Annotated in this window: 10 protein-coding genes; 6 read left to right on the top strand and 4 right to left on the bottom strand. The window is 68.4% G+C overall.

What is annotated here, in order from left to right; all coding sequences use genetic code 11:
• Positions 1-21 precede the first annotated feature (21 nt).
• From K7G19_RS22820 to K7G19_RS22805, 4 genes are all read left to right on the top strand, one after another.
• Positions 22-1266 (top strand): Zn-dependent hydrolase, encoded by a 1245-nt coding sequence (locus K7G19_RS22820; RefSeq protein WP_226109314.1) that lies wholly within the window; start codon positions 22-24, stop codon positions 1264-1266.
• Positions 1263-2183, top strand: a complete 921-nt coding sequence (locus K7G19_RS22815; RefSeq protein WP_150082202.1) for a DMT family transporter — start codon at positions 1263-1265, stop codon at positions 2181-2183. Before K7G19_RS22820 ends, K7G19_RS22815 begins: the two co-directional genes overlap by 4 nt.
• Positions 2180-3685: an aldehyde dehydrogenase gene (locus K7G19_RS22810; protein WP_226109312.1), complete on the top strand. Its 1506-nt coding sequence runs from the start codon at positions 2180-2182 to the stop codon at positions 3683-3685. The genes K7G19_RS22815 and K7G19_RS22810 overlap by 4 nt, the downstream gene beginning before the upstream one ends.
• A gap of 200 nt (positions 3686-3885) precedes the next feature.
• Positions 3886-5109, top strand: coding sequence for a PepSY domain-containing protein (locus tag K7G19_RS22805; protein WP_226109310.1), 1224 nt, complete (start codon positions 3886-3888; stop codon positions 5107-5109).
• 122 nt (positions 5110-5231) lie between these two features.
• Here the strand turns inward: K7G19_RS22805 and K7G19_RS22800 are convergent, their stop codons facing one another.
• The 4 genes from K7G19_RS22800 to K7G19_RS22785 all read right to left on the bottom strand — a co-directional run bounded on the left by K7G19_RS22800 (position 5232) and on the right by K7G19_RS22785 (position 9331).
• The gene (locus tag K7G19_RS22800; RefSeq protein WP_226109308.1) at positions 5232-6179 is read right to left on the bottom strand and encodes an oxygenase MpaB family protein; all 948 of its coding nucleotides are present in this window, start codon (positions 6177-6179) and stop codon (positions 5232-5234) included.
• A 150-nt stretch (positions 6180-6329) separates the two neighbouring features.
• A complete protein-coding gene (locus K7G19_RS22795; RefSeq protein ID WP_226109305.1) occupies positions 6330-7352 on the bottom strand; it encodes a cytochrome d ubiquinol oxidase subunit II in 1023 nt (340 codons plus the stop codon).
• A complete protein-coding gene (locus K7G19_RS22790) occupies positions 7349-8728 on the bottom strand; it encodes a cytochrome ubiquinol oxidase subunit I (RefSeq protein WP_226109303.1) in 1380 nt (459 codons plus the stop codon). Before K7G19_RS22790 ends, K7G19_RS22795 begins: the two co-directional genes overlap by 4 nt.
• Positions 8729-8734: 6 nt before the next feature.
• Positions 8735-9331 carry a GbsR/MarR family transcriptional regulator gene (locus K7G19_RS22785; RefSeq protein WP_226109410.1) on the bottom strand — a complete coding sequence of 199 codons (597 nt, stop codon included), beginning with the start codon at positions 9329-9331 and terminating at the stop codon, positions 8735-8737.
• 300 nt (positions 9332-9631) lie between these two features.
• On the opposite strand from K7G19_RS22785, the gene K7G19_RS22780 reads away from it, so the two are divergent.
• On the top strand, positions 9632-10369 hold the full coding sequence (locus K7G19_RS22780) for a response regulator (protein ID WP_226109301.1): 738 nt from the start codon (positions 9632-9634) through the stop codon (positions 10367-10369).
• A complete protein-coding gene (locus K7G19_RS22775; protein ID WP_226109299.1) occupies positions 10366-11739 on the top strand; it encodes an ATP-binding protein in 1374 nt (457 codons plus the stop codon). Before K7G19_RS22780 ends, K7G19_RS22775 begins: the two co-directional genes overlap by 4 nt.
• The last annotated feature ends 104 nt before the right edge of the window (positions 11740-11843 follow it).

Below are 11843 nucleotides of genomic sequence, written 5' to 3'. Positions count from 1 at the left end.
CCGCTTCCCAAGGAGATCACGATGACGACACTGAAGATCGACGGCCAGCGGCTGTGGGATTCGCTGATGGCGCTGGCGCGCATCGGCGCGACGCCCAAGGGCGGCAACGCGCGGCTGGCGCTGACCGCACTGGACGGCCAGGGGCGCGACCTGGTGAGCGGCTGGATGCGCGAGGCCGGCCTGACGGTGACCGTGGACAAGGTCGGCAATATCTTCGGCCGGCGCGCCGGCCGCAACGACGCGCTGCCGCCGGTGATGACCGGCAGCCATATCGACACGCAGCCGACCGGCGGCAAGTTCGACGGCTGCTTCGGCGTGCTGGCCGGGCTGGAGGTGGTGCGTACGCTGAACGATCGCGGCATCCAGACCGAGGCGCCGCTCGAGGTCGCGATCTGGACCAACGAGGAAGGCACGCGCTTCGTGCCGGTGATGATGGGCTCGGGCGTGTTCGCCGGCATCTTCCCGTTGAAGACCGCGCTGGACGCGACCGATCGCGACGGCAAGCGCGTCGAGGACGAACTGCGGGCGATCGGCTATGCCGGCACCGCGGAGGTCGGCGGGCGCCAGGTCGGGGCCTATTTCGAGGCCCATATCGAACAGGGCCCAATCCTCGAAGCCGCCGACAACGTGATCGGCGTGGTGACCGGCTCGCTGGGCCTGCGCTGGTACGACGTGACCGTGACCGGCATGGAGGCCCATGCGGGCCCGACGCCGATGCCGCTGCGGCGCGACGCGCTGTATGGCGCCACCTTCCTGATGCAGGAGGTGGTGCGCATCGCCAACGATTTCGCGCCGCATGGACGCGGCACCGTCGGCGTGGTCAATGCCCATCCGGCCTCGCGCAATGTGATTCCCGGCGCCGTGACCTTCACCGTGGACCTGCGCCACGAGGACGCGGCGCGCCTCGCCGAGATGGACGCGCGCTTTCGCGCGGCCTGCGCGGCGCTGGCCGCCGGTACCACCACCGGCACGCCGCTGGAGGTCGATGTGCGCGACGTGCAGTATTTCCCGCCGACGCCGTTTGCCCCGGAGCTGATCGCCCACGTGCGCAACGAAGCGCAGGCGCGCGGCTACCGGCATCAGGACATCGTCACCGGCGCCGGCCACGACGCGGTCTACATGGCCGGCGTCGCGCCCACCGCGATGATCTTCGTGCCCTGCAAGGACGGCATCAGCCATAACGAGATCGAGGACGCCAGGCCCGAGCATCTGGAAGCGGGCGCCAACGTGCTGCTCGGCGCGATGGTGGCGCGGGCGGGCACGTGAACGCCGCGCTGGGCCGCGACGGCGGCTGGTGGCGCGGGGGCCTGCTGTTCCTGTGCGTGGTGATGTTGTTCGCCACGGTCGATGCGACCGCCAAGCATCTGGTGGGGCGCTATCCGGCGCCCTTCCTGAACGCGGTGCGTTATGCGGCCACCTGCACCGTGGCCGTCGCGATGCTGGCGAACGCGGGCCGCCTGCGCTTCTGGCGCACGCCCCATCGCGGCCTGCTGGTGTTGCGCGGGCTGATGCTGGCAGTCATGGGCACCTGCTTCATGACCGCGCTGTTGTGGATGCCGCTGGCCGAGGCCACCGCGATCTATTTCATGGCGCCGCTGGTCGTGGTGGCGTTGTCGCCGTGGCTGCTGGCCGAGCGCGTCGGCGCGCGCCAGTGGCTGGCGGTGGCAACGGGATTCGCCGGCATGCTGTTGATCGTGCGTCCTGGCGGCCAGTTGTCGTGGATCGGCACGGCGCTGATGGTGGCGGCCATGCTCGGCTACGCGCTGCTGCAGCTGCTGACCCGGCGTATGGCCGGCAAGGTCGATGCCACGGTGCAGTACGGCTTCGCGGCGGTCATCTGCATGATCGCCACCGGCTTGCCGGCGCCGTTTTTCCTGCCGCCGGTGTGGCCGGATCTGATCGACTGGCTGACGATCCTTGCAATGGGCTTCATGAGCGCGCTGGCGCAGGTGCTGCTGATCCTGGCGCTGCAGCGGGCACCGGCCTCCACGCTGGCGCCGCTGAACTACTGCCATCTGCTGCTGGCGCTGGTCTACAGCGCATGGTGGTTCGGCCGCTGGCCGGATGCGCTGGCGATGGGCGGCATCGCGCTGATCGTCGGCGCGGGGCTGTCGCTGACGCTGCCCGGACGCGCGGCATCAGCGGTTTCTTCTTCTACCCTGGATTCGAGGCAACCCTCATGAGCGAGCTTCACGACCTGGCCTATTGGCGCCAACGCGCGCAGTCGATCGTCCCGAGCCTGCGCGGACAGGCCTATATCGACGGCAGATGGACCGACGCGGCCGACGGCGCCACCTTCGACAGCATCGATCCGGCCACCGGTACCGTGCTGGCGAAGGTGGCCGCCTGCGGCGAGGCCGACGTGGATCGCGCCGTCGCCGCCGCGCGCAGGGCATTCGAGCAGGGCGTGTGGGCGGCCATGCCGCGCCGCGAGCGCAAGGCCAAGCTGCTGCGGCTCGCCGCGCTGATCGAAGCGCATCGCGAGGAACTGGCGCTGCTGGAAACGCTGGACATGGGCAAGCCGATCGCCGACACGCTGCTGTACGACATCCCCGAGTCGGCGCGCACCTACGCGTGGTACGCCGAGGCGATCGACAAGATCTACGACGAGATCGCGCCGACCGATGCCAACGTGCTGGCGACCATCACGCGCGAACCGCTGGGCGTGGTGGCGGCCGTGGTGCCGTGGAACTATCCGCTTTTGATGGCGAGCTGGAAGGTCGCCCCCGCGCTGGCGGCCGGCAACAGCGTGGTGCTCAAGCCGGCCGAGCAGTCGCCCTTGAGCGCGCTGAGACTGGCCGCGCTCGCCGAAGAGGCCGGCATTCCGGCCGGCGTGTTCAACGTGGTGCCGGGGCTCGGCGCGCAGGCGGGGCAGGCGCTGGGCCGGCATTCCGACGTGGACTGCATCGCCTTCACCGGCTCGACCGCGACCGGCAAACGCTTTCTGGAATATGCGGGACAGTCGAACCTGAAGCGGGTCTGGCTCGAATGCGGCGGCAAGTCACCGCATATCGTGTTCGACGATTGCCCGGACCTGGACCGCGCGGCGCAGGCCGCGGCGATCGGCATCTTCAACAACCAGGGCGAGATCTGCATCGCGGGCTCGCGGCTGTACGTGCAGCGCGGCATCTACGACGCCTTCATGGCGAAGCTCGAGGCCTGCGCCGCCAACATGCAGCCCGGCGATCCGCTCGATCCGGCCTCCGCGATGGGCGCGATCGTCGACGCGCGCCAGCTCGACCGCGTGATGTCCTATGTGGCAGCCGGCCAGCGCGAAGGCGCCCGGCTGCGGCTGGGTGGCCAGCGTGTCCGGGCCGACAGCGGCGGCTACTTCCTGCAGCCCACCATCTTCGAATGTCCCGCGCAATCGCTGTCGATCGTGCGCGAGGAAATCTTCGGGCCGGTGCTGGCCGTGACCGTGTTCGATACCGAGGAGGAGGCGCTGCGGATGGCCAACGACTCGCCCTATGGTCTCGGCTCGGGCCTGTGGACCGCGAACCTGGCGCGCGCCCATCGCGTGTCCCGGCAGCTGCGGGCCGGGCTGGTATGGGTCAACTGCTATATGGACGGCGACATCACGGTGCCGTTCGGCGGCGTCAAGCAGTCCGGCTCGGGCCGCGACAAGTCGCTGCATGCGCTGGACAAGTACACGGACCTGAAGACGACCTGGATCAGCCTGGCGTAGTCCGCCTCAGGGCCGCCGCGCGGTCCACGCGGCCTGGGGCACAGGGCACAGGGCACAGGGCACAGGGCACAGGGCACAGGGCACAGGGCGGCGGACCCGGGCGCGGTTCCTGTCCCGAAACCGGTTCCAGCTCCGGTTCCGGTTCCGCTTCCGCGCCGCCGTTCGTCAATGTCAGAGGAACAATGTCCCCCCTCTGACCCATGCGCTCCCTTCTTGTCCGGCTGCACCGCTGGTTCGGCCTTGCCGCCGCCATCTTCCTGTTCATCTCCGGCGTGACCGGCGCCATCATCTCGTGGGATCACGAACTCGATGAATGGCTCAATCCCGAGCTGTTCCACGCGCGCACCGCCGGCACGCCGATGCCGGCGCTGGAGTTGGCACGCCATATCGAGCAGGCCGATCCGCGGCTGCGGATCAGCTATACGCCGCTGGAGCTGGAGCCCGGCCATGCGCTGACGATGTTCGTCGAAGGGCGGATCGATCCGGCCACCGGCAAGCCTTTCGACCTGGGCTTCAACCAGATCGCGGTCGACCCGGTCACCGGCGAGATCCAGGCGCGCCGGATGTGGGGCGCGGTCTCGCTGTCGCGCGAGAACCTGCTGCCCTTCCTCTACAAGCTGCACTACACGATGCATATCCCCGACGGCTGGGGCATCGAGCTGGGCAAATGGTTCATGGGGCTGATCGCGATGGCGTGGGCGCTGGACTGCCTGATCGCGCTGTGGCTGTCGTTCCCGAGCCGTGCCGCATGGCGCAAGTCCTTCGCCTTCCGCTGGCGCAAGGGCGGCTATGCGCTGAACTTCGACCTGCATCGCTCGGGCGCGGTCTGGCTGTGGGGCCTGTTGTTGCTGCTGGCCGTGACGTCGATCTCGATGAATCTGGAGACGCAGGTGATGCGGCCGCTGGTGGCCAAGCTGTCGCCGTTGAGCCCCAACGAATTCGACAAGCGCACGCCGCGCCCGCTGGACCGGCCGCACGAACCGGCGGTCACGCGCGAGCAGGTCTTGGCTGCGGCACGTGCGGAAGGGGCGCGCCGCGGCTGGACCGAGCCGGCCGGCGGCATCTTCTACTCGTCGCCGTACGGCCTCTATGGCGTGGGCTTCTTCGAGGCCGGCAACGACCACGGCGACGGGGGCCTGGGCAACAACTGGCTGTACTTCGATGGCAAGACGCTTGCGCCCGCAGGCGGGAGCCTTCCGGGCACCGGCAGCGCCGGCGATCTGTTCCTGCAGGCGCAATTCCCGCTGCATTCCGGCCGCATTCTCGGCCTGCCAGGGCGGGTACTGATCTCGCTGATGGGACTGGTGGTGGCCACGCTGTGTGTGACGGGCGTGGTGATCTGGGCCCGCAAGCGGGCGGGCCGGCGCGCGGCGGCCGGTATGCGGCAAGTGCATTCGATTCCTGCCGCGGGGCAGGGAGCGTAAGTCGGCGGGGATGCGGCAAGTGCGATCGATTCCCCCGGCGGAGCAAGGGGCGTAAGCGGGGGACGCGGCAACGCGATCGATTGCCGCCGTGCAGTAGGGTGCGTAATCCGGGAGGGGCGGCCTCAGCGCGGCGCCGCGGCGGCACGCCGCCGGGCGCGCGCCGCCAGTCCGCCGCCGAGCGACCAGCGCAGCGTCGGCGCCAGCACGCGCATGCCGGCCAGCGACAGCGGGCGCCGCAGCGCGCTGACGCTCGCCCCGGCCAGCCCCAGTTCGCGTCGCACCCACTCCGGCAGCAACGCAATGCCGGCATCGGCCATGATCCGTACCGCCGGCACCAGCAGCGGGTTGGCGACCGGCATCTGCATCACCAGCCGCACCACTTCATGAGTGCGCTCGGTGACCAGCAGTTGCGGGCGCATCCTGTCCAGATATGCCGCGATCTGGTCGCGCGAGCGCGGCACCTCGGTCGCCCCGAGCAGCTCGGCCACCAGGGCCACCTCGTCGTAATAGCGATCCTGTTCGGCGTGGGACAGCGGGCCGACATAGCGCAGGTAGGCGGCGAGAAAGCTCGAGACCTCGGCGACATGGACCCAGGTCAGCAGCGCGGGGTCGCTTGCCGCATAAGCACGGCCGTCGGGCGCGGTGCCGGTGACCCCAGCGTGGATGCGGCGCACCCGTTCGATCAGCCGCATCGCGTCGGCGCGGCTGCCATAGGTGGTGCCGGCGATGAACTGCGCGGTGCGGCCCAGGCGTCCCTGCATGTCGGTACGGAAGCTGGAGTGGTCCCACACGCCGGCGAGCGCGAGCGGGTGCATGGTCTGCATCAGCAGCGCGCTGACGCCGCCGGCCAGCATCGCGGGAAAGTCGCCATGCACGCGCCAGCAGACCGCGTCCGGCCCGAACAGGCCCGGATCGCCCGGGGGATTGTCGTAGTCCAGCGTCAGGCCGGAGTTGCTGCGGGTCAGCGCGCGCACATGCGCGCCGGCCTGTTCCCGCACGCGCCGGACCACGCTGCCCGGACGCGTCGCCGCGGCATTCAGCCCCTGTCTGCTTCCTTCGCTGCCCTTCATGCCTGCCCGATCTCGTGCCGTCTTCAGTGGATCGGCGCTCCGGGGAGCGCCGCTCTGGCGCCCCTGCTGCGCCGTTCCAGCGCCGTTTCAATGCCGCTTCAATGCCGCTTCAATGCCGCTTCAATGCTGTTCCGGCGCTGGTTAGACAGCCTAATAGTAACGAAGGTCGGTGGCCTTGCCCCAGAACACGCCGTAGGCGTAGATCGTGTAGCCGAGGATGGTCGGCAGCACGATCACCGCGCCGATCAGGATCACGGCCAGCGACTCCGGGGCGCTGGCGGCTTGCCAGATGTCGAGCTGGTCGACCACCAGGTAGGGGAACAGGCTGTAGGCCAGGCCGTTGAAGGCCATCAGGAAGATCACCGCGGTGCCGACGAAGGGCACCCACGCCCAGCGGTCGTTGCCCGCCTTCTGCAACGGTCCCATCCGCCGCAGCAGCCGGTCGATGATCACGAACAGTGCCACCGTGATCAGCGGAATCGGCGCCAGCAGGATGATGTTCGGCAGCGAGAACCACTTGTCGAAGATCCGCTCGCTGACCAGCGGCGTCACCACCGAGATGGCGGCCACGCCGACGCCGGTCAGCCACAGGCTGCGCCGGGCCCAGTAGATCGCCCGCGCCTGCAGGCTGCCGGTGGTCTTCATGATCAGCCAGCTGGCGCCGAGCAGGCAGTAGCCGGCCACCAGGCACAGCCCCACCACCACCGCGAACAGCAGGTCGAGCCAGCCGTATTCGAAGCCGGTGATATAGAGGCCCAGCATCAGGCCCTGCGAGAACGAGGCCAGCAGCGAGCCGCCATAGAAGGCCCAGTTCCACCACGGCTTGTGGTGGGCGCGGGCCTTGACGCGGAAGTCGAAGGCGACGCCGCGCAGGATCAGCCCGGCCAGCATCAGCGCGACCGGCAGGTACAGATTGGTCAGGATCACGCCGTGCGCCATCGGGAAGGCCGTCAGCAGCAGGCCGACGCCGAGCACCAGCCAGGTCTCGTTGGCATCCCAGAAGGGGCCGATCGACGCGATCATCGTGTCCTTGTCGGCGTCGTCGGCGCGCCGCAGCAGCACGCCGACGCCCAGGTCGTAGCCGTCCAGGATCACGTAGATCAGCATCGACAGCCCCATCAGGGCCAGGAAGACCAGCGGCATCCAGCCGGCGGGTTGGGACAGGTCGGTCATTGCGCGCTCCGTGGCTTGCCGCCGATGACGGGTTGAGGGGTCTCGATTTCCGGTTCGTCGATGGCCGGATCGGTGCCGGCGCGGCGGGCCAGATAGAACACCACCGAGATATAGGCGGCAATCAGCAGCACATACAGCGACAGGTACATCAGCAGGGTCGAGGCGACCATCGTCGCCGGCACCTTCGAGGCCGCCTCGGCGGTGGTCAGCACGCCATAGACCAGGTAGGGCTGGCGGCCGATCTCGGTGACATACCAGCCGGCCACCAGCGCGATCCAGCCGGAGAAGGTCATCGCCAGCAGCATGCGGGCCACGCCGCGGGACGGCTCGCCGCGCCGCTTGAATTGCCAGGCCGCCAGCCAGGAGACCAGCAGCATCAGCATGCCGATGCCCACCATGATGCGGAAGGCGAAGAACACCGGCGCCACGGGCGGATGCTTGCCGGGAAAAGCGTCGATGCCCTTGACCTCGCCGTCGAAGGTGTGGGTCAGATAGAACGACGCGAGCTTCGGAATCGAGATCTCCCAGTCGGTGCTCTGCGTCACCGCGTTGGGCCAGCCGAACAGCACCGCCGGGACGCTGGTGCCCGTGGTCCAGATGCCCTCCATCGCCGCGATCTTGGCCGGCTGGTGTTCCAGCGTATTGAGGCCGTGCAGGTCGCCGACGATGATCTGCAGCGGGATCAGCACCGCCGCCACCATCACGCCGGTGCGCATCGTCGAGCGGACCTCCGGCGAGCGGTCGTTGCGCAGCCAGCGATAGGCGGAGATGCCGGCCAGCAGGAAGGACACCGTCAGCCCCGAGGCGATCAGCATATGGGTCAGGCGGAACGGGAACGACGGGTTGAAGATCACCTGCAGCCAGCTGACCACATGGGCCTTGCCGTCGATCATCTCGAAGCCGGCCGGCGTCTGCATCCACGAGTTCAGCGCCAGGATCCAGAACGCCGACAGCGTGGTGCCGCCGGCCACCAGCAGCGTGGCGATCGTATGGGTGCGGTTGCTGACCCGGCGCATGCCGAACAGCATGATGCCGAGGAAGGTCGCCTCCAGGAAGAACGCGGTCAGCACCTCGTAGGCCAGCAGCGGCCCGGCGATATTGCCGACGGTCTCCATATAGCCCGGCCAGTTGGTGCCGAACTGGAAGCTCATCGTGATGCCGCTGACCACGCCGAGCGCGAAGGTCAGCGCGAATACCTTGACCCAGAAGCGGTAGGCCGCCATCCAGCGCTCGTCGCCGGTCTTGCCGTAGCGCAGCTTGAAGAACAGCAGTACCCAGCCGAGCGCGATGCTGATGGTGGGGAACAGGATGTGGAAGGTGATATTGGCGGCGAACTGGATCCGCGCCAGCAGGATCGGGTCGAGCGACGACAACATGGGGCACTACTCCTTCTTGGTGCGAGCCGGCTTGCGCTTGCCTTCGGCGGGTTTGCCGCCAAGGGCCCCGGATAGCTTGTCCTTCACTTCCAGCAGCTTAGTCACGCGGGAACCGAGTCGCATCAATTTTTCCAACGTGGCGACATCCAGCTTCTGCATGTCGCTGAACCAGCCGGTCACCAGCAGGATCAGCTCGTACATCTCCTGCATGCGCCGCTGGGCGTGCTTGTCGTCGGGATCGGACGGCGTTTCGAGCTGAACTTCCCGCAACATCGACAAAGTGGGGTCGATCTCCCGGCGGCGGCGTTCCTCCGCCAGGGTCCGGAAAATGGCCCAGACATCGTCCGGCGCCGAGAAATACTCGCGCCGGTCGCCCGGCTGGTGCGAAAGCCGTACCAGGTTCCACGACTCCAGTTCCTTCAGCCCGATGCTGACGTTGGAGCGGGAGAAGCCCAGCGACTCGGCGATCTCGTCGGCATTGAGCGGGCGCGGCGCGGTGAACAGCAGCGCGTAGATCTGGCCGACGGTACGGTTGATGCCCCAGCGGCTTCCCATTTCGCCGAAATGGAGGACGAAGCGCTGGACCAGGGGCGAGAGATGCATTTGTCTGTTTTGAATTTTCAGGAATTTCTGAAAGTTTAGAACGAAATGGCAAGGCGGGGCAAGCGAGGTGGCCGGTGTGCGACCGCTTGTCGCACGGCGCTGGCACGTCGCTGGCACGTCGCTGGCACGGCGCTCGCACGGCGCTTAAGCGTCCCCGCCCGCAGCGCGACCCTGGGCATCGGCCTGGCGCTGAAGTGGCAGACCGCCAGTGGCAGACCGGGAGAGGCAGGGCCGAGCGGTGGCCCTCCTCACTGTAGAATGCGATAACGATTCTCGTTTATTGATAGCAGTGTGAGCAGAATGGACCCCCGTCCCAGCATCCTGATTGTCGACGACCACAAGGACATACGTGATCCCTTGTCGACATACATCAGGCGCTTCGATTTCGACGTAGAGGCCGTGGCCGACGGCAAGGCGATGCGCCAGCGGCTGGAAGAGCGCCGCTACAGCCTGATCATCCTGGACATCATGCTGCCCGGCGAAGACGGGCTGTCGCTGTGTCGCTACGTGTCCGAGCATGTGGGAACGCCGGTCATCCTGCTGACCGCGATGACCGAGCAGGCCGACCGGATTGCCGGGCTGGAGATCGGCGCGGCCGACTATGTGGTCAAGCCCTTCGATCCGCGGGAGCTGGTGGCCCGCATCCGCAGCGTGCTGCGCCGCAACCGCGTGCCCGAGGCGCGCGAGCCCGGCGAGGTGCCGGCGCCCCGGGAATACCGCTTCACCTTCTGCGGCTGGACCTTCGATACCAGGACGCGGGCGCTGCGCAATCCGCGCGACGAGGAGGTGCCGCTCAGCACCGCCGAGTTCCATCTGCTGCGGGCGCTGGTCGAGAACGCCAACCGCGTGCTGAGCCGCAGCCAGCTGCTCGACATGACGCAGCGCTCGGGAACGATGACGTTCGACCGCAGCATCGATAGCCAGGTCAGCCGCCTGCGCAAGAAGCTGGAACCCGATCCGCGGCATCCCGGCATGCTGAAGACCGTCCGCGGAGACGGTTATCTGCTCGCGACCAAGGTCTCGGTCCTGCCGTCATGAAATGGTTCCCGCGCAGCCTGTCGGGCCAGCTCGTGGCCCTGTGGCTGCTGGCGATGCTGGCCGCCCACGTCTTCGCCGTGGTCGCGCTGTCGTGGTGGCGCGCGGACAATGCCACGCTCCATCCGTTGTCGGTGCGGACCATCGAGACGCGCATCCTGTCCGCCTACCGGCTGGCCGGCCGATCCGCCGATGCCGATGCCTTGCTCGAAGACATCAGCCTGCCGGACTCGACGTTCCGGCTCGCCACGCACGCGTTGCCGGACCCGTACGGCATGGGCGAGCAGGAGCGCGCGCTGGCGCAGCGGCTGCGCGGCCTGCTCGATGTGGCGGACCAGGTGCCGATCCACGTCCGCCTGCAGCAGGCCGAACCCGAGCGCAGCAGCCAGCGCGGCGGCAACTGGCTGGAGCGGGCGTTCAGCCGGACGCATGCGCTGGCGCTGGACGTCGAGGTCCGGTTGCCCAACGGACGTTGGCTGCACAGCCGGCACTGGCCGACGATGGTCCCCGCGCACTGGTCCCGTGTCCTGACGTTCTCGCTGCTGGTCGGCATGCTGCCGACGGCGATCATCGCGCTGCTGTTCGGACGGCGCATCATGCGGCCGCTGCGGCTGCTGACCGAGGCGTCGAAGCGCGTCAGCCGCGGCGAGCGCGTCATTCTTCCCGCGCCCGACGGGCTCAGCGGCGTGCGGGAGATCACCCAGGCCTTCAACGACATGCAGGAAAGCCTGACCCGCTTCGTCAACGGGCGGACGCAGATGTTTGCCGCCATCGGGCATGACCTGCGCACGCCGCTGACCTCGTTGCGCATCCGCGCCGAGCTGATCGACGACGCCGAGCTGCGCGAGGCGATGGTCAAGACGCTGGACGACATGAGCGTGATGGTCGAAGGGGCGCTGCAGTTCGCGCGCGACGATGCGCTGCAGGAGCCGACCCAGGACGTCAGGCTGGACGAGCTGATCCGGGAGATCGTCGACCAGCAGACCGTCCAGGGGCGCGCGGTGCGCTGCGACACGCGGCCCGACCCGGCGCTGTTCTATCGCTGCCGCCCCGTTCACCTGAAGCGGGGGCTGAGCAACATCATCGACAACGCCGCGCGCTACGGGCAGGTCGGCATCCGTGTCGTGGCCGACAAGGTCCGGCATACGCTGCGCATCGAAGTCGACGACGAGGGTCCGGGGATCGATGCCGAGCATCTGGAGCGGGTATTCGAGCCGTTCACCCGGCTCGACTCCGCGCGCAGCGCCGACACCGGCGGGCTCGGCCTGGGCCTGGCCATCGCCCGTTCCTGCATCCGCGCCCACGGCGGCGACGTCACGCTGCACAACCGGGCGGAGGGCGGCCTGCGGGCCGTCATCGAGCTGCCGAACTAGGCGGCGGGGCAGCCATCGGCGGTGGCGGGACCGAAGGCCGGAAGGAAGGCCGGAACGAAGACCGGAACGAAGACCGGAAGGAAGGCCGGAACGAAGACCGGAAG

Origin of the sequence: Cupriavidus sp. DB3 (assembly GCF_020418465.1) — a bacterium.
GTDB lineage: Bacteria > Pseudomonadota > Gammaproteobacteria > Burkholderiales > Burkholderiaceae > Cupriavidus > Cupriavidus cauae.
This window is presented reverse-complemented; position numbering and strand designations above follow the sequence as displayed.

What these genes read in the sequence shown, in the direction of transcription:
- K7G19_RS22780 (WP_226109301.1), top strand. Translation starts at nt 9,632, where the DNA reads ATGGACCCCCGTCCCAGCATCCTGATTGTCGACGACCACAAGGACATA.
- K7G19_RS22820 (WP_226109314.1), top strand. Translation starts at nt 22, where the DNA reads ATGACGACACTGAAGATCGACGGCCAGCGGCTGTGGGATTCGCTGATG.
- K7G19_RS22800 (WP_226109308.1), bottom strand. Translation starts at nt 6,179, where the DNA reads ATGAAGGGCAGCGAAGGAAGCAGACAGGGGCTGAATGCCGCGGCGACG.
- K7G19_RS22790 (WP_226109303.1), bottom strand. Translation starts at nt 8,728, where the DNA reads ATGTTGTCGTCGCTCGACCCGATCCTGCTGGCGCGGATCCAGTTCGCC.
- K7G19_RS22775 (WP_226109299.1), top strand. Translation starts at nt 10,366, where the DNA reads ATGAAATGGTTCCCGCGCAGCCTGTCGGGCCAGCTCGTGGCCCTGTGG.
- K7G19_RS22785 (WP_226109410.1), bottom strand. Translation starts at nt 9,331, where the DNA reads ATGCATCTCTCGCCCCTGGTCCAGCGCTTCGTCCTCCATTTCGGCGAA.
- K7G19_RS22795 (WP_226109305.1), bottom strand. Translation starts at nt 7,352, where the DNA reads ATGACCGACCTGTCCCAACCCGCCGGCTGGATGCCGCTGGTCTTCCTG.
- K7G19_RS22805 (WP_226109310.1), top strand. Translation starts at nt 3,886, where the DNA reads ATGCGCTCCCTTCTTGTCCGGCTGCACCGCTGGTTCGGCCTTGCCGCC.
- K7G19_RS22810 (WP_226109312.1), top strand. Translation starts at nt 2,180, where the DNA reads ATGAGCGAGCTTCACGACCTGGCCTATTGGCGCCAACGCGCGCAGTCG.